General features: G+C 69.9%; 13 protein-coding genes and 1 riboswitch. Of the genes, 9 read left to right on the top strand and 4 right to left on the bottom strand.

Annotated features, from left to right (window positions below; genetic code table 11):
- The first annotated feature begins 56 nt into the window (after positions 1-56).
- From pgi to gcvPB, 5 genes are all read left to right on the top strand, one after another.
- On the top strand, positions 57-1,547 hold the full coding sequence (gene pgi, locus LZK98_RS02015; RefSeq protein ID WP_233784685.1) for a glucose-6-phosphate isomerase: 1,491 nt from the start codon (positions 57-59) through the stop codon (positions 1,545-1,547).
- A 53-nt stretch (positions 1,548-1,600) separates the two neighbouring features.
- Positions 1,601-1,695: riboswitch (glycine riboswitch) on the top strand.
- A gap of 160 nt (positions 1,696-1,855) precedes the next feature.
- The gene (gcvT, locus tag LZK98_RS02010; protein WP_233784684.1) at positions 1,856-2,989 is read left to right on the top strand and encodes a glycine cleavage system aminomethyltransferase GcvT; all 1,134 of its coding nucleotides are present in this window, start codon (positions 1,856-1,858) and stop codon (positions 2,987-2,989) included.
- Between the two features lie 4 nt (positions 2,990-2,993).
- Complete coding sequence (gcvH, locus tag LZK98_RS02005; protein ID WP_233784683.1) at positions 2,994-3,365, top strand: glycine cleavage system protein GcvH; 372 nt, start codon at positions 2,994-2,996, stop codon at positions 3,363-3,365.
- A gap of 127 nt (positions 3,366-3,492) precedes the next feature.
- Positions 3,493-4,851 carry an aminomethyl-transferring glycine dehydrogenase subunit GcvPA gene (gene gcvPA, locus LZK98_RS02000; protein WP_233784682.1) on the top strand — a complete coding sequence of 453 codons (1,359 nt, stop codon included), beginning with the start codon at positions 3,493-3,495 and terminating at the stop codon, positions 4,849-4,851.
- A complete protein-coding gene (gene gcvPB, locus LZK98_RS01995; RefSeq protein WP_233784681.1) occupies positions 4,848-6,422 on the top strand; it encodes an aminomethyl-transferring glycine dehydrogenase subunit GcvPB in 1,575 nt (524 codons plus the stop codon). The genes gcvPA and gcvPB overlap by 4 nt, the downstream gene beginning before the upstream one ends.
- Positions 6,423-6,444: 22 nt before the next feature.
- On the opposite strand, the gene LZK98_RS01990 is transcribed toward gcvPB, so the two are convergent.
- On the bottom strand, positions 6,445-6,609 hold the full coding sequence (locus LZK98_RS01990; RefSeq protein WP_233784680.1) for a DUF1674 domain-containing protein: 165 nt from the start codon (positions 6,607-6,609) through the stop codon (positions 6,445-6,447).
- Between the two features lie 9 nt (positions 6,610-6,618).
- Between LZK98_RS01990 and LZK98_RS01985 the strand changes: the two genes are divergently transcribed.
- The 4 genes from LZK98_RS01985 (at position 6,619) to purH (ending at position 12,135) form a co-directional block, all read left to right on the top strand.
- On the top strand, positions 6,619-7,893 hold the full coding sequence (locus LZK98_RS01985) for an RsmB/NOP family class I SAM-dependent RNA methyltransferase (RefSeq protein ID WP_233784679.1): 1,275 nt from the start codon (positions 6,619-6,621) through the stop codon (positions 7,891-7,893).
- A 260-nt stretch (positions 7,894-8,153) separates the two neighbouring features.
- The gene (gene rpe, locus LZK98_RS01980; protein ID WP_233784678.1) at positions 8,154-8,810 is read left to right on the top strand and encodes a ribulose-phosphate 3-epimerase; all 657 of its coding nucleotides are present in this window, start codon (positions 8,154-8,156) and stop codon (positions 8,808-8,810) included.
- The gene (locus LZK98_RS01975; protein ID WP_233784677.1) at positions 8,807-10,543 is read left to right on the top strand and encodes a heparinase II/III family protein; all 1,737 of its coding nucleotides are present in this window, start codon (positions 8,807-8,809) and stop codon (positions 10,541-10,543) included. Before rpe ends, LZK98_RS01975 begins: the two co-directional genes overlap by 4 nt.
- Before the next feature lie 8 nt (positions 10,544-10,551).
- A complete protein-coding gene (gene purH / locus LZK98_RS01970; protein ID WP_233784676.1) occupies positions 10,552-12,135 on the top strand; it encodes a bifunctional phosphoribosylaminoimidazolecarboxamide formyltransferase/IMP cyclohydrolase in 1,584 nt (527 codons plus the stop codon).
- A gap of 92 nt (positions 12,136-12,227) precedes the next feature.
- Here purH and LZK98_RS01965 read toward each other — a convergent pair whose 3' ends face one another.
- The 3 genes from LZK98_RS01965 to LZK98_RS01955 all read right to left on the bottom strand — a co-directional run bounded on the left by LZK98_RS01965 (position 12,228) and on the right by LZK98_RS01955 (position 17,548).
- Positions 12,228-13,745, bottom strand: a complete 1,518-nt coding sequence (locus LZK98_RS01965) for a lipopolysaccharide biosynthesis protein (protein ID WP_233784675.1) — start codon at positions 13,743-13,745, stop codon at positions 12,228-12,230.
- Between the two features lie 129 nt (positions 13,746-13,874).
- Positions 13,875-16,631: a DNA polymerase I gene (gene polA, locus LZK98_RS01960; RefSeq protein ID WP_233784674.1), complete on the bottom strand. Its 2,757-nt coding sequence runs from the start codon at positions 16,629-16,631 to the stop codon at positions 13,875-13,877.
- A gap of 221 nt (positions 16,632-16,852) precedes the next feature.
- Positions 16,853-17,548 (bottom strand): 2OG-Fe(II) oxygenase, encoded by a 696-nt coding sequence (locus LZK98_RS01955; RefSeq protein ID WP_233784673.1) that lies wholly within the window; start codon positions 17,546-17,548, stop codon positions 16,853-16,855.
- Between the last annotated feature and the right edge of the window lie 38 nt (positions 17,549-17,586).

The following is a 17,586-nucleotide window of genomic DNA, read 5'->3' as shown; positions in this document are numbered from 1 at the left end:
CGCCTTGCGCGTCAAGCATTAGGCTTTAGGTGGCGCTGTCCCCCAAGGAGATGCACATGACGGACTGGTCGAAGGTCGAGGCGCTGAATCCCCCCAGCCTGGTCGAGCTGTTCCAGGACGATCCCGATCGCGTGAAGCGATTCTCGGTCGATGTCGCGGGCATCCATTTCGACTTCTCCAAGACGCATCTCGACGCGGCGGCGATCGCGGCGTTCGAGGGGCTGGCGAAGTCGGCGGGGCTCGCCGCGCGGCGCGATGCGCTGTTCGCCGGCGAGGCTGTCAACACCAGCGAGGGCCGCGCCGCCGAGCACACCGCCGAGCGCGGCGAGGGCGCGGAAGAGAGCGTCGCCCGCGCCCAGGCGCTGCACGCGCGGATGCGCGCTCTCATCGACGCGATCGAGGCCGATGCGCTGGGCCCGATCCGCCACGTCCTCCACATCGGCATCGGCGGCTCGGCGCTGGGACCGGACCTGCTGGTCGACGCGCTCGGCCGCGAAAGCGCGCGCTACGAGGTGGCGGTGGTCTCCAACGTCGACGGCGCCGCGCTGGAGGAGGCGTTCGCACGCTTCGATCCGGCGGCGACGTTGCTGGTGGTCGCGTCCAAGACCTTCACCACCACCGAGACTTTGCTCAACGCGCAGAGCGCGATCGCCTGGATGGCCGAGGACGGGGTCGAGGATCCCTATGGCCGCGTGATCGCGCTGACCGCCGCGCCCGAGAAGGCGATCGAATGGGGCGTCGACGAGACGCGCGTGCTGCCGTTCGCCGAGAGCGTCGGCGGACGCTATTCGCTGTGGTCCTCGATCGGCTTCCCGGCGGCGCTCGCGCTCGGCTGGGACTCGTTCCAGGAGTTGCTGGAAGGCGCGGCGGAGATGGACCGCCATTTCCGCCTGGCCGCCTCGCATGAGAACGCCCCGGTGCTCGCCGCCTTCGCCGACCTGTTCTACGCGCAGGTCCGGCATTGCGAAACCCGCGCGACCTTCGCTTATGACGAGCGCCTCCGGCTGCTGCCTTCCTATCTCCAGCAGCTCGAGATGGAATCGAACGGCAAGGGCGTCACCGTCGACGGCAAGCCGCTCGACCGGCCGACCGCGCCGATTACCTGGGGCGGGGTCGGCACCGATGCGCAGCATGCGGTGTTCCAGCTCCTCCACCAGGGCACACATCTGGTGCCGGTCGAGTTCGTCGCCTCGATCGAGCCGGGCGATGCGCTGGCCGACGTCCATCACCGCCAGCTCCTCCTCAACGCCTTCGCGCAGGGCGCTGCGCTGATGAAGGGGCGGCCCAACGACGACGCCGCGCGCGCCTATCCGGGCAACCGGCCGTCGAGCACGATCCTGCTCGACACGCTCGACGCGCGGACGCTCGGCGCGCTGATCGCCTTCTACGAGCAGCGCGTCTTCACCAGCGCGGCGCTGCTCGGCATCAACCCGTTCGACCAGTTCGGCGTCGAGCTGGGCAAGGAGATGGCGAAGGCGGCCGATCAGGGCGGTGGCGACTTCGATCCGTCCACAAAGGATTTGATCGCGCGCGCGTTCGGCGATTGACTCGGACAAAAGGCGCGGCCAGAGCTTGGCCGGTCGAGGCCGGGTGACCGGCCGAGGCGCGCGCGGGAGAGAGTGAGGGGCACGCCCCTCGCCGCCGAAGGAGCAACCGCCCCGGAATCTCTCAGGCACAAGGGACCGCGCGAGGCCCGACACTCTGGAAAGCGTCCCGCGCGAGCGGGGCCACCGAAGGGGTAAGCCCCGGCCGCGGCCGGGGTCAAAGCTCTCAGGTTTCCGTGACAGAGGGGGCGGCGGACAATGGCGCGATACGCGCGTTGCCGTCGCAGACCCATCGAAACGGAAGGCCGGCCATGAGCGACGACACTATCGACCAGCCGATCGCCGAGGAGCCGATGACGCTCCCGCTCGACGCCTGGCACCGCGCGCGGGGCGGCCGGATGGTGCCGTTTGCGGGCTATCACATGCCGGTCCAGTACGAAGGGATCATGGCCGAGCATCTGTGGGTGCGCGAATCGGCCGGGCTGTTCGACGTCAGCCACATGGGCCAGCTGCTGCTGTCGGGCGAAGGTCTGGACGCGGCGCTGGAGGCGCTGATCCCGGCCGACGTGAAGGGGCTCAAGGTCCATCAGCAACGCTACTCCCTGCTGCTCGCCGACAATGGCGGCATTCTCGACGACATCATGATCACGCGCTGGCCGGGCGGCATCTACATGGTCGTCAACGGCGCGGTGAAGTTCGACGATATCGGCCACCTGCGCGATTCGCTGCCCGACGACATCACGCTCAACCATATGGACGAGCACGCGCTGCTCGCGCTGCAGGGCCCGAAGGCGGTCGACGCGCTCAAACGGCTGGCGCCCGGCGTCGAGACATTGGTGTTCATGACCGGCGGCCGCTTCGACTGGGCGGGCACGCCGCTGTGGGTCAGCCGCTCGGGCTATACCGGCGAGGACGGGTTCGAGATCTCGATCGCCGCCGACCGCGCCGAGGCGTTCGCCGACGCGATCACGGCCGAGCCCGAGGTCAGGCCGATCGGCCTCGGCGCGCGCGATTCGCTGCGGCTGGAGGCGGGGCTGCCGCTCTACGGCCACGACCTCGATCCCGAGACGACGCCGGTGATGGCCGACCTCGGCTTCGCGCTGTCGAAGCGCCGGCGCGAGGAAGGCGGCTTCCCCGGCCATGCCCGCATCATGCTCGAGCGCGAGCAGGGTCCGGCGGTGAAGCGCGTCGGCCTCGCCGTCGAGGGCCGTCAGCCGGTGCGCGAAGGCGCGCTGGTGGTCGACGGCGAAGGCAGCGAGATCGGCCGCGTCACCTCGGGCGGCTTCGCTCCCAGCGTCGGCGCGCCGATCGCAATGGCCTATGTCGCCGCCGCCTTCGCCGCGCCCGGCAGCAAGGTCACGCTCACCCAGCGCGGCAAGCTGCACCAAGCCACCGTCACCGCCATGCCCTTTGTCCCCCATCGCTATGTCCGCCAGGGAGCCTGACCAGATGAGCCGCTATTTCACCGAAGACCATGAATGGATCGACGTCGACGGCGACACCGCGACCGTCGGCATCACCGACTATGCCCAGGGCCAGCTCGGCGACATCGTGTTCGTCGAGGTGCCCGAGGGCGGCCGCCGGCTCGCCAAGGGCGACGACGCCGCGGTGGTCGAGTCGGTCAAGGCCGCATCCGACGTCTACTCGCCGGTCTCCGGCACGGTGATCGAGGGCAACGCCGCGCTCGGCGACGACCCGAGCCTCGTCAATTCGGACCCCGAGGGCGAGGGCTGGTTCTTCAAGCTCACCATCGCCGATGCCGGCGAGCTGGAGAGCCTGATGGACGAGGCCAAGTACCAGGATTTCGTAAGCAAGCTGTAACCCTGAAAGCCCCTCCCCTTCAGGGGAGGGGTTGGGGTGGGGACTGTCTGCAGGCCACAGGCTCGGTGAGACGGCACTCCCCCACCCCTTACCCCTCCCCTGAAGGGGAGGGGCTTGGAGAATGACATTGCGCTACCTCCCCCTCACCCAGCCCGATCGCGAGGCGATGCTCGGCGTCATCGGCGCCAGATCGATCGACGACCTGTTCGTCGACGTGCCGGAGGCCGCACGGCTCGACGGTCCGATCCCAGGCCTGCCGCTCCACGCCTCGGAACTCGCTGTCGAGCGCCACATGGCCGCGCTCGCGCGCAAGAACCTGGCGGCGGGCGATGCGCCCTTCTTCCTCGGCTGCGGCGCCTATCGCCACCATGTGCCGGCGAGCGTCGACCATCTCATCCAGCGCGGCGAGTATCTGACCGCCTACACGCCCTACCAGCCGGAGATCGCGCAGGGCACGCTGCAGATGCTGTTCGAGTTCCAGACGCAGGTCGCGCGCCTGCTCGGGACCGACGTCGCCAACGCCTCGATGTACGACGGCTCGACCGCCTGCTGGGAAGCGATCGTGATGGCGCGCCGCGTGACGCGGCGGGCGAAGGCGGTGCTCTCGGGCGGGCTACACCCGCATTACGTCTCGGTCGCGAAGACCATGGCGAAGTTCACCGGCGACGTGCTCGAGACCTCGCTGCCGGATCTGGTTGCGGAGCCCGATACCACCGCGCTGATCGACAAGATCGACGATGATACGTCGTGCGTGGTCGTCCAGTACCCCGACATTCTCGGCCGCATCGCCGACCTCTCCGAGCTCGCTGCGGCGTGCCATGCGAAGAAGGCGCTGCTCGTCGCGGTGGTCACCGAGCCGGTCGCGCTCGGCCTGCTCAAGTCGCCGGGCGAGATGGGCGCCGACATCGTCGTCGGCGAGGGTCAGTCGATCGGCGTCGGGCTCCAGTTCGGCGGGCCCTATGTCGGCCTGTTCGGCTGTTCGGAGAAGCTGGTGCGCCAGATGCCCGGCCGCCTCACCGGCGAGACGGTCGACGCCGACGGCAAGCGCGGCTTCGTCCTCACGCTCTCCACCCGCGAACAGCACATACGCCGCGAGAAGGCGACGTCGAACATCTGCACCAACTCGGGGCTGTGCGCGCTCGCCTTCTCGATCCACATGACCCTGCTCGGCGAAGCCGGCCTGCGCCAGCTCGCCCGGGTCAACCACGCCGCCGCCTCCGCCGCCGCCGACCGGCTGGCCGAGGTGCCGGGGGTCGAACTGGTGACGCCGAGCTTCTTCAACGAGTTCACCCTGCGCCTGAGCAAGGAAGCACGCCCGGTCGTGCGCCAGCTCGCCGACAGCGATATCCTGGCGGGCGTCTCGCTGGGCCGGCTCTACCCGGGCGCGGAGAGCCTCGAGAACGGGCTCGTCGTCGCCGTCACCGAAACCACCACGGCGGAGGACGTCGCCGTGCTTGCCGAGGCGCTGAGGGAGGTGCTGGCATGACGATCAATCCGAGCGGCTGGCGCCCCGAGGCGCCGCAGGCCGGCACCGGCGAGGCCGCGACCTTCACCGGCAACCGCGCGCTGATGCTGGAGGAACCGCTGATCTTCGAGATCGGCTCGACCGAGACCACCGGCGTCGACTTCGGCCCCGCGCCCGCGGCGAACGGATCGCGCCTGGCCGGCCTGGAGCGCTCTGCACCGATCGGCCTGCCCGGCCTCAGCGAGCCCGAGGCGGTGCGCCACTACACCCGCCTCAGCCGCCAGAATTACGCGATCGACCTCGGGCTATTCCCGCTCGGCTCGTGCACGATGAAGCACAATCCGCGCCTCAACGAGAAGGTCGCGCGGATGCCGGGCTTTGCCGATCTCCACCCGCTGCAGCCGGTCGACACGGTGCAGGGTGCGCTGCAGGTGATCAACGAGCTGGCCTTCTGGTTGATCGAGCTGACCGGCATGCACGGCGTGGCGATGAGCCCGAAGGCCGGCGCGCACGGCGAGCTGTGCGGCATCCTGGCGATCAAGGCGGCGCTGGAGGCACGCGGCGAGGGACACCGCAAGGTGATCCTGGTGCCGGAGAGCGCCCACGGCACCAACCCCGCCACCGCTGCCTTCGCCGGCTATACGGTCGAGGACATTCCGGCGAACACCGACGGCCGCGTCGACCTCGAAGCGCTCAAGGCGCGGCTGGGCCCGGACGTCGCCGCGGTGATGATCACCAACCCCAACACCTGCGGCCTGTTCGAGCGCGACATGAAGGCGATCTCGGACGCGGTCCACGCCGTCGGCGGCTACGTCTATTGCGACGGCGCCAACTTCAACGCGATCGTCGGCCGGGTGCGGCCGGGTGACCTCGGCATCGATGCGATGCACATCAACCTCCACAAGACCTTCTCGACGCCGCACGGCGGCGGCGGCCCAGGCGCGGGCCCGGTGGTGCTGTCGGAGGCGCTGTCGCCCTACGGTCCGCTGCCCTTCGTCGCGAAGATGCCGGACGGCCACTACAAGCTGGTCGAGGAGGAGACCGCCGACGAGGATCATCCCGCGACCTTCGGGCGCATGACCGCGTTCCACGGGCAGATGGGCATGTTCACGCGGGCGCTGACCTATATCCTCAGCCACGGCGCCGACGGCCTCAGGCAGGTCGCCGAGGATTCGGTGCTCAACGCCAACTATGTCCTGCGCAGCCTGGAGGGCACGCTCGACGCGCCGTTCGCGGCGTCGGGGCCGTGCATGCACGAGGCGATCTTCTCCGACGAGGGGCTGGCCGAGGGCTTCTCGACGATCGACGTCGCCAAGGCGCTGATCGACGAGGGCTATCACCCGATGACGATGTACTTCCCGCTCGTCGTCCACGGTGCGATGCTGGTCGAGCCGACCGAGACCGAGAGCAAGGCGGCGCTCGACCAGTTCATCGGTGCCTTGCGGTCGGTAGCGGAGCGCGCCAGGGCCGGCGACTCGGCGCTCAAGTCCGCCCCGCACTTCGCCCCGCGGCGCCGCCTCGACGAGACGCTGGCGGCGCGTAAGCCGGTGCTGGTTTGGAAGGAGCCGGAGTTGGCGGAAGCGGCCGAGTAACAGCGTTCGATAGCGGCGCGGCTCAGAAGTCCACCGCGATCCCGTTCCGCTCCCAATCGCCGTAGCGGACCGGGTCTTTGCCGAGCGGATCGGCGTCGGGACGGACCAGCGGTTCGGGCGTGGGCACGGGAGGGCTGGGCGGCGGCCAGTCGGCGGGCGGTTTCACATGCGGCGGGCGTTGGGCCATAGAGGCCCAATGCGCCCACCCAAGTCCCCGATCAAGGCCGATCCGGCCGGTGTCCCCGCCCGTCGTGCCGCACTCCGGCTGCTCGATGCTGTGCTGAGACGCGGTCAGGCGATCGAGCAAGCCTTTCCGGCCGCCACCCAGGGCATCGAACGCGCCGACGACCGCGCCTTTGCCCACGCCATCGCCGCGGAGGCGTTGCGGCGCCTGCCCGACCTCGACGCGCTGATCGACTCGGCGACGCGCCAGCCGCTCCCCGGCGACGCCAAGGCGCGCACGGTGCTCCGCATCGCCCTGGTGCAGGCGTTCGCGCTCGGCACGCCGCCCCATGCAGCGATCGCCACCACGCTGCCGCTGGTCGACGGCGGCCCGCGCCGGCTGGTGCACGGCGTGTTCGGCACGCTGACCCGCCGCGGTGCGACGCTGCCGGCGCTGCCGACGCTGCCCGAGGAGGCGGCCGTCCGCTGGCGCGAGGCCTGGGGCGAGGCGGTGGTGACGGGCGCCCGCCACGCCATCGCCGCGCCGCCGCCGCTCGATCTCACGCTCAAGGCCGATGACGTCATGGCGCCGGACGGGCTGTCGCTGCTCCCCCGCCATCGCCGGCTCGCCGACGGCGCTGCGGTGCCGGGACTGCCCGGCTATGCCGAGGGCGGCTGGTGGGTCCAGGACCTCGCCGCCTCGCTCCCGGCGCGGCTGATCGGCGGCGGGGATGGGCGGGCGCTGGATCTCTGCGCCGCGCCGGGCGGCAAGACGCTCCAGCTGGCGGCGGCAGGCTGGCGCGTGACCTCGCTCGACATCTCCGAAAGTCGTCTCGCGCGACTTCGCGACAACCTCGCCCGTACCGGCCTCGCCGCCGAAGTGATCGCCGCCGATGCGCTGCGATGGGCGCCGAGCGAGTCCTATGACGCGGTGCTGCTCGACGCGCCGTGCAGCGCGACCGGCATCTTCCGCCGTCATCCCGACGTGCTCCATCGCGTGACGCCGCGCCTGATTGCCGAGATGGCCGAGCTGCAGGGGGCACTGCTCGCGCGCGCCGCGGACTGGGTGCGCCCCGGCGGGCTGCTGGTCTACGCCACCTGCTCGCTGGAGCCGAGCGAGGGCGAGGCGCAGCTCGAGCGCTTCCTGGGCGAGCGGCGCGACTTCGCGATCGATCCGGTGCTCGCCGACGAGCTGCCCGACGATCTCGTCGCCCATCCGCGCGGCTGGGTGCGCACGCTGCCGGGAATGATGGCTGACGCGGGCGGGCTCGACGGCTTCTTCATCGCGCGGATGATGCGGACCGGCTAGGGCGGATCGATATTCAGGCAGTTGGAGGTGCTGTCCCCCTTCAATCCTCCCCCGCAAGGGGGAGGTGTCAGCCATAGGCTGACGGAGGGGGAGGAAGCACGCCGGTAACGGATCGCCATCCTCCCCCTCCGTCACGCTTCGCGTGCCACCTCCCCCTGGCGGGGGAGGATAGAAAAGACCGCACTTCTCACCGATCCGAATATAGACCCACCCTCGACCAAGCCTTGCCCCTCGGCGCATGCGTGCTAGAGGCTCCTCGGATGCCCGTCCGCATCGCCCCTTCGATCCTCTCCGCCGATTTCGCCCGTCTTGGCGAGGAAATCCGCGCGATCGATGCGGCGGGGGCCGACTGGATCCATGTCGACGTGATGGACGGCCATTTCGTGCCCAACATCACCATCGGCCCCGGCGTGGTGAAGGCGCTGCGTCCCCACACGGCCAAGCCGTTCGATGTCCATCTGATGATCTCGCCGGTCGATCCGTTCCTCGACGCCTTCGCCGAGGCGGGCGCGGACATCATCACCGTGCATCCGGAGGCCGGCCCGCACATCCACCGATCGGTGCAGCGGATCAAGGCGCTCGGCAAGCGGGCGGGCGTGGTGCTCAATCCGGCGACGCCGGTTGCCGCCCTCGACTATCTGATCGACGACGTCGACCTAATCCTGGTGATGAGCGTCAACCCCGGCTTCGGCGGACAGAGCTTCATCGCCAGCCAGCTGCGCAAGATCGCGGCGATCCGCAAGCTGATCGACGCCTCGGGCCGCGCGATCGACCTGGAGGTCGATGGCGGCGTCGACCGCACCACCGCGCGGCAATGCATCGATGCCGGCGCCGACGTGCTGGTCGCCGGCACCGCCACCTTCGCCGGCGGCACGGACCGCTACGCCGACAACATCCGGGCCCTGCGCGGACAGTGAGCGCCGACGACCCGACCCGGCCCGGCCCCGACACGATCGACCAGGGCAGGAGGCTGATCCGCGTCGGCGGCGACAAGGGGCTGTCGCTCGCCGACCGCATCGCCGACCGGTTCCAGCGCCTCGCCTGGCGCACGCCGTTCCACCGGCTCGCCCTCAGCGGGCGCCATCCGCTGCGGCTGCTCGCGGTGGCCGACGATCCCTTCCTCGGCGATCCGGCGCGCGGCCACGCACTGCTCAAGGCGATGGTGATGTTCCGCGGCGAGCGCCGGTCCGTCGACACGCTCGACCTCGCGCGGCCGGACGTCTCGACCGATTTCGCCGCCTATCTCCACGGCTTCGGCTGGCTGCGCGACCTGTCCACCGTCGCCACGCGCGACCAGGCGGTCCCGATCGCCGAGGCGCTCACGCGCCGCTGGCTCGCCGCCCATGCCGAGAAGGTCTCCGATCCGGCATGGCGCGCCGACCTGGTCGGGCGCCGCGTGCTCGCCTGGATCGCGCATGCGCCGCTGATCCTGTCGTCGAACGACCTCGTCTATCGCTCCAGCGTGCTCCACACGCTCGCCCGCGGCGTGCGCCATGCCGAGCGCACCGCCGACCGGGTGCCGCCGGGGCCGGCGCGGATCGCCGCCTGGTGCGGCGTGGTCGCGGCGGGGCTGATGATCGCCGGCGGCGAGACGCGGCGCGCGGTCGGCGAGGCGGGGCTCGCCCGCGCGCTCGCCGCCTCGATCACCGGCGACGGCGGCACGCTCGGCCGCTCGCCGGCGGGGCAGCTCGATGCGCTGATGCTGCTGGTCGCGCTGCGCGAGGTCTATGCCGCGCGGCGCGTGGAGCCGCTCGCCGAGATGACCGGCGCGATCGCGGCGCTGGTGCCGCCGCTGCTTGGGCTGTGCCACGGCGACCGCGGGCTCGCCAGCTGGCAGGGCAGCGGCCCGATCGCCGGCGATACGATCGAGGCGATCGTCACCGCCTCCGGCGTGCGCACGCGGCCGCTCAAGCAGGCGCGCGAATGGGGATACCAGCGGCTCTCGGCGCAATCGACCCTGCTGATCGTCGATGCCGCCCCGCCGCCGGTCGCGCGCGTGGCGGAGGGGGGCTGCGCCTCGACGCTGGCCTTCGAGCTTTCGGACGGGCCGCACCGCATCATCGTCAATTGCGGCGGCGGGCGCATTGCCAACGCGACGCTGCCGGCCGCGCTGATCGAGGGGCTGCGCACTACCGCCGCCCATTCGACCCTGGTGCTTGCCGACTCCAACTCGACCGCGGTGCTGCCCGACGGCGCGCTCGGCAAGGGCGTGGCCGAGGTCGAGCTGGCGCGCGCCGAAAGCGACACCGTCAGCCGGATCGAGGCAAGCCACGACGGCTATGTCCGCCGCTTCGGCTTCGTCCACCGCCGCACGCTGGCGCTCAGCGGGGACGGGCGCGACCTGCGCGGCGAGGACATGCTGGTGCCCGCCGGGCGCAAGCGCGCCACCGCAGCCACGCCGTTCGCGATCCGCTTCCATCTCGCCCCGCATGTCGAGGCCGCGATGACCGCCGACGGCCAAGCCGCGCTGCTGCGGCTCCCCGGCAACCTCCTCTGGCAGTTCCGCTGCCGCGGCGCCGGCCTCGCGCTCGAGGAGAGCGTGTGGATCGACGGCGACGGCCGCCCCCATCCGACCCAGCAGCTCGTCGTCAACGGGGAAACGCCCGCCGGCGGGACGAGCGTGAGCTGGTGGTTCCACCGATCGAAGTAAGGACGTCCATGGACCAGGTTCCGATCAAGCGCGCGCTGCTCTCCGTCTCCGACAAGAGCGGCATCGTCGAGCTCGCCGAGGCGCTCGCGCGCCGCGGCGTCGAGCTGGTGTCGACCGGCGGCACGGCGAAGGCGCTGCGCGAGGCGGGGCTGACGGTGCGCGACATCTCCGACCTCACCGGCTTTCCCGAGATGATGGACGGCCGCGTCAAGACGCTGCATCCGGTGGTGCACGGCGGCCTGCTCGCGGTGCGCGACAATCCCGAGCACGTCGCCTCGATGGCCGAGCACGGCATCGGCGCGATCGACCTGGTGGTGGTCAACCTCTATCCCTTCGTCCAGACGGTGGCGAAGGGCTCGGACCGCGACGAGATCATCGAGAACATCGACATCGGCGGTCCGTCAATGGTGCGTTCGGCGGCGAAGAACCATGCCGCGGTGGCGATCGTGACCGATCCCGCGGACTATGCCGTGGTGATCGGCGAGCTGGAGGCCGGCGGCACCAGCCTCGCCACGCGCAAGCGGCTCGCGGCCAAGGCCTATGCCGCGACCGCCGCCTATGACGCGGCGATCGCGAGCTGGTTCGCCTTCGCCGACCAGGGCGAGGCTTTCCCCGAGGCACTGCCGATCGCGCTCAAGCGCGGACAGGCGCTGCGCTACGGCGAGAACCCGCACCAGCAAGCGGCGTTCTACACCCAGGGCGGCTCTGGCGCGCGGGGCATCGGCCAGGCGCGGCAGGTGCAGGGCAAGGAGCTCAGCTACAACAACTACAACGACGCCGACGCCGCGCTCGAGCTGGTGAGCGAGTTCCGCGACGCCGAGCCGACCGTCGTCATCGTCAAGCACGCCAATCCCTGCGGCGTCGCCACCGCGGACATGCTGGCCAAGGCCTATGCCGAGGCCTTCGCCTGCGACACGGTGTCCGCGTTCGGCGGCATCATCGCGCTCAACCGGCCGCTCGATGCCGAGACCGCGCGCGCGATCACCGGCATCTTCACCGAAGTGGTGGTGGCGCCCGACGCCGACGAGGAGGCGCTGGCGCTGTTCGCGGCCAAGAAGAACCTCCGGCTGCTCTTGACTGGCGAGCTGCCCGATCCCGCGCGGCTCGGCCTCACCGCCCGGTCGATCGCCGGCGGCTGGCTGGTGCAGACCCGCGACAACGGGACCGTCTCCGAGCTCGACCTCAAGGTGGTGACCCGGCGCGCGCCGACGGCGCAGGAGCTCGCCGACTGCCGCTTCGCCTGGACGGTCGCCAAGCACGTCAAGTCGAACGCGATCGTCTACGCCAAGGACGGCGCCACCGCCGGCATCGGCGCAGGGCAGATGAACCGCCTCGAATCGGCGCGCATCGCCGCCTGGAAAGCGAAGGACGCCGCCGACAAGGCCGGCTGGGCCCAGCCGCGCACGATCGGATCGGCGGTCGCCTCCGATGCTTTCTTCCCCTTCGCCGACGGATTGCTCGCGGCGGTCGAGGCGGGCGCGACGGCGGTGATCCAGCCGGGCGGATCGATCCGCGACGAGGAAGTGATCGCCGCCGCCGACGAAGCGGGGCTCGCAATGGTGTTCACCGGGATGCGGCATTTCCGCCACTAGCGGACCCGGTGCTCCTGCGAAGGCAGGAGCGCAGGCCGCAAGCGAGACGGCCTGTGATCCAGGGCTCCTGCCTTCGCAGGAGCACTTAACCGCTAATGCCCCGTCGCCGCTGTCTCCTTGAGGTCGATCGCCTCGGCGCGGGGCACCTTGCGGAATAACGCGCGGTCCTCCGGGCCGAACGCCCATTTCCACAATATGAAGAGATAGGTGAGCGCGATCATCGGCTCGCCGATCACCAGCTCGGCCCATTCGAAGCGCTTGGGCAGGGTGGTGAACATCCAGCCGACCACGATCGCCGCCAGCGCCGCCCACACCAGCGGCCACCGCCAGCCGGCGACGGGCGCCTTCAGCAGATGCGAGAGGAAATTCGCCTTCACCACCGACCCGGCGAGCACCGCCACCATCAGCGCCACCGCGACGCCCGCCGCCTGATAATTGATCGGCCAGCCGAGACCGCGCATCGCCAGGATCAGCACGAAGCTCAGCACGATCTGGAACAGCAGCACCCCGATCGAGATCATCAGGTTGCGGTGGCGCGCGACATAGACCAGCGCCGATTCGCACACCGCGCCAGTCGAGGCGAGCACCTCCGCGATCAGCAGGAAGGCAAGCGCGGCGGTGCCCGCGACGAACTGCGGCCCGACGATGCCCATCACCGCCTCGCCCGGGATCGACCCCATCAGTGCGAGGCAGCCCTGCGCCGCCATGATCCAGAAGCCGACCTGCCGCACCTGCTTGGCGACGGCGGCGCGATCGCCCTCCTTGAGGCTCTGGGTGATCACCGGCCCCAGCACCGGATCGAAGCTGGTCTTGAGCTTCTGCGGCAGCGAGGCGACCTGCTGCGCCATGTAATAGATGCCGACGATCGACGGTGCGAACATGATGCCCAGGATGAAGCGGTCGACGTTGCGCGTCCCCCATTCGATCGCATCGGCGCCGGCGAGCGGGGCGTTGCGCCGCGCGAGCGCGAACATCGAGGCGATATGCGGCGACCAGCCATAGGGCAGGCCGTAGCTCTTGACGAACGGCACCAGCGACGCGGTGAGCGCCGCCAGCATCGACAGCACATAGGCCAGGATCAGCCCGTCGCGCGACGAGACATAATAGAGCGCCCAGGCCGCGATGCTGATCGTCCAGGGCTCGACTACCGCGCGCGCGGTGACGCTCGCCTTCACGTTCATGCGATAGGCGAGCGCGGCAAGGCTCACGTCGGACCAAGCGATGGCGAAGACGATGCAGGGTAGCAGCCGCTCGAAGCCGATCACCTGGCTGTTGGGATACATCGCCTGCGGAAAGGCGAACAGCACCGCCGACCCCAGCACCGAAGCGCCGAACGCCACCGCCATCGCGTCCCACACGACATGGACGTGCGGCCGGTCGGTCGAGGTCAGCGCCTGCGCGAGGCCGCGCTTCAGGCCCAATGTCGCGATCATCGCCACGAATTCGACCACCAGCACCGCGAGCGCGAAGCGGCCGACGATCTCCGGCCCGTAGAGACGGCCGGCAATGAACAGGAACGGCAGGCGTGCAGCCAGCCGCAGCACGAAGCCGAGGATGTTGGTACGCCCGCCCTTGGCGAGCGCGGCGATGTCTTGTTGGGATTCAGCCATGTGCGGCTACTTCACCAACCCCGTTCGCCCTGAGCTTGTCGAAGGGCCGTCCTTCACTTCCGAGAGAAGAAGGGCGGTGCTTCGACAAGCTCAGCACGAACGGTGGAGGGGGCTGGATTCGCACCAGTATCAATGCGCCGCGCCCCAGCTCGGGCCCACGCCGATGTCGATGCCGAGCGGCACTGTGAGCTCGACCGCGGGCTCGGCAGCGCGGGCCATCACATCGCGGATGATCGGCGTCGCCGCTTCGACATCGCTTTCGGGCAGCTCGAACACCAGCTCGTCGTGCACCTGCATCAGCATCCGGACACGCGGCAGCCCTGCGGCGGCGAGCGCCGGGCCCATCCGCGCCATCGCGCGCTTGATGATGTCGGCGCTGGTGCCCTGGATCGGCGCGTTGATCGCGGCGCGTTCCGATCCGCCGCGCTCGTTGGGGTTGGGCGACTTGAGGCGCGGGAAATGCGTCTTCCGCCCGAACAGCGTGGTGGTGTAGCCGCGCTCCTTGGCTTCCCTCAGCGTGTCGGCGATGTAGCGGTTGATGCCGGGGAAGCGCTCGAAATAGCGGTCGATCATCGCCTGCGCCTCGTCGGGCGTGACGTCGAGCCGACCGGCGAGCCCCCAGCGCGAGATGCCGTAGAGGATCGCGAAGTTGATCGTCTTGGCCCGCGCGCGGGTGTCGCGGTTGAGTTCGCCGAACAGCTCCATCGCCGTCATGTTGTGGATGTCGTCGCCGTTCAGGAACGCCTGGCGCAGCGGATCGACGTCAGCGATGTGCGCGGCGAGCCTGAGCTCGATCTGCGAATAGTCGGCGGCGAGAATGACATTGCCTGGCTCGGCGACGAAGGCGTCGCGAATCTGCCGGCCGACCTCGGTCCGGATCGGGATGTTCTGCAGATTGGGATCGGTCGAGGAAAGGCGCCCGGTCTGCGCGCCGGTCAGCGAATAGCTGGTGTGGACACGGCCCGTCGCCGGGTTGATCTGCGCCTGGAGCGCGTCGGTGTAGGTCGACTTCAATTTGGTGAGCTGGCGCCAGTCGAGCACCTTCTGCACCATCTCGCGTCCGGGCGAATCCTTGTCGGCGGCGATCCGTTCGAGCTCGTTGACGTCGGTCGAATAGACCCCCGACTTGCCCTTGCGCCCGCCCTTGATCCCCATCTTGTCGAACAGCACGTCGCCCAGCTGCTTGGGGCTGCCGATCGTGAACTTGAAGCCGGCGATGGCGTGGATCTCGTCCTCGAGGGCCGCGATCTGGTGCGAGAATTCGGTCGAGAGCCGCGAAAGGATGTCGGCATCGACCTTGACGCCCGCGCGCTCCATGCCGGCGATCACCGCCGGCAGCGGCCGGTCGACCATCTCATACACCCGCGTGACGCTCTCGAACGGCAGCCGCGGCTTGAAGCGGCGCCACAGCCTGAGCGTCACGTCGGCATCCTCGGCAGCGTAGCGGGTGGCGGCCTTGAGATCGACCTCGTGGAAGCCGAGCTGCTTCTTGCCCGTCCCGACCACGTCCTTGTAGGCGATGCAGCTGTGCGAAAGGTGGGTCGCGGCGAGCTCGTCCATGCCGTGGCCGTGCAGCCCCGAATCGAGGTTGAAGCTCATCACGATCGTGTCGTCATAGGGCGCGACCTCGATTCCCAACCGGCCGAGCACGATCAGGTCGTATTTGAGGTTGTGCCCGATCTTGAGCACCGCCGGGTCCTCGAGCAGCGGCTTCAGCCGCGCCAGCACCAGCTCGCGATCGAGCTGCACCGGCTTCTCGGCGAACATGTCGCTGCCGCCGTGGCCGACGGGGACGTAGCAGGCCTGGTTCGGCGCGAGCGCTAGGCTGACGCCGACCAGCTCGGCGCGGGTGGCGTCGACGCCGGTGGTCTCGGTATCGATCGCGACATGGCCCTGGTAGCGCGCCTGCTCGATCCAGCGATCGAGCGCGGCCTCGTCCACCACCGTCTCATAGGCGTCGTGGTCGCAGGGCGGGTCCTCCTCCTGCGCGATCGGCAGCGTCGGCGTCTCGACCGGCGCGTCCGCCACCGCCGACAGCTTGGCGATCAGCGAGCGGAAACCGTGATGCTCGAGGAAGGCGCGCAGCGGCGCATCGGGTATCCCCTTGAGCTCGAGCGCATCGAGCGGATCGGGCAGCGGCACGTCGCAGGCGAGCGTCACCAGCTTGCGGCTGAGCCGCGCCATCTCGGCATGTTCGATGAGGTTGTCGCGCAGCTTGCCCGGCTTCATCGACGGCGCGGCGGCGAGCACCGCTTCGACGTCGCCATGTTCCAGAATCAGCTTGGCCGCGGTCTTGGGGCCGACGCCGGGCACGCCGGGGACGTTGTCGACGCTGTCGCCCATCAGCGCCAGCACCTCGCCGAGCTTGTCCGGACCGACGCCGAACTTCTCGACCACCGCTTCCGGCCCCAGCCGGCGGTTGTTCATCGTGTCGTAGAGGTCGAGCCCCGGCTCGATCAGCTGCATCAGATCCTTGTCGGAGCTGACGATCGTCACCTGCCAGCCCTGCGCAAGCGCCGCCTTGGCATAGGAGGCGATGAGGTCGTCCGCCTCCCAGCCCTGCTCCTCGATGCACGGCAGCGAGAAGGCGCGCGTCGCGTCGCGGATCATCGGGAACTGCGGCACCAGGTCCTCGGGCGCGGGCGGGCGGTGTGCCTTGTACTGGTCGTAGAGCTCGTTGCGGAAGGTGTGCTCGGACTTGTCGAGGATCACCGCCATGTGCGTCGGCCCCTCGGCCTTGTGCAGCTCGTCGGCGAGCTTCCACAGCATGGTGGTGTAGCCGTAGACGGCGCCGACCGGCTCGCCGTGCTTGTTTGTGAGCGGCGGCAGCCGGTGATAGGCGCGGAAGATGTAGCCGGAGCCATCGACCAGGTAGAGGTGGGGCATGGGCGGGGGATAGCAGGGGCGCGGCGCCCCTCAAACCCTTAGCTGTCCTTAGGCCGATCGACGTCCAGCAATTTAGCCCCTCCCCTTCAGGGGAGGGGTTGGGGTGGGGACTATCCACGAGCCGGACGGCCTGCCGCACTTCCCCACCCCCAACCCCTCCCCTGAAGGGGAGGGGCTTAAGACATAACCAAACGACATGCTTGGTGGCGATCCGTCCGAGCTCAACTGGCGTCGTGGAAGATGACGCCAAGCGTGTGGCGCTGTCCGCTTCGCACGGCGGCGACGCCGTGGCGCATGGTCACGCGATAGTCGCCGCGCGTGCCGGTCACCGGTCGCTGGTTGACCGCGAACACCAATGCATCGCCCTGGCCCAGCGGCGCCACATGCGCGCGGGACTGCATCCGCGGGCGCTGCTCGGTCAGCACGAACTCGCCGCCAGTGAAATCCTCGCCCGGCGCCGACAGCGGGATCGCGACCTGCAGCGGAAAGACCTGATCGCCGTACAGGTCCTGGTGCAGCGCGTTGTAGTCGCCCGTGCCGTAGCGCAGCAGCAGCGGCGTCGGCCGCAGCTGTCCGGCCTCGTGGCAGCGAAGCACGAACGCGCTGTGCGTCTCGGGAAACCGCGTCGGCAGACCCATCCGCTCGTGCCAGCGGTTCGCCAGCGGCGCCAGGCGCGGATAGAGCGTGGTCCTCAGCGCGAACACCAGCTCCGGCAGGGGGTAGGCGAAGTAGCGATATTCACCGCGGCCGAAGCCGTGACGCGCCATCACGACGTGGCTGCGGAAATGGTCCGGCTCATCATAGAGTGCGGCGACCGTGCGGCAGGTCGCGGGGTCGAGCAGACCGGGCAGCACCGCCCAGCCCTGCGTATCGAGATCGCCGGTCAGCGCCGGCCAGTCATAGCGTTGCAAATCCATGGCGGCCGCCTATCCGCCCGTCCGGCCGCACGCTTCCC

Origin of the sequence: Sphingomonas cannabina, assembly GCF_021391395.1 — a bacterium.
In the GTDB taxonomy this organism is placed as follows: domain Bacteria; phylum Pseudomonadota; class Alphaproteobacteria; order Sphingomonadales; family Sphingomonadaceae; genus Sphingomonas; species Sphingomonas cannabina.
The sequence above is the reverse complement of the archived record's forward strand: the minus strand, read 5'-3'. Positions and strand labels throughout refer to the sequence as shown.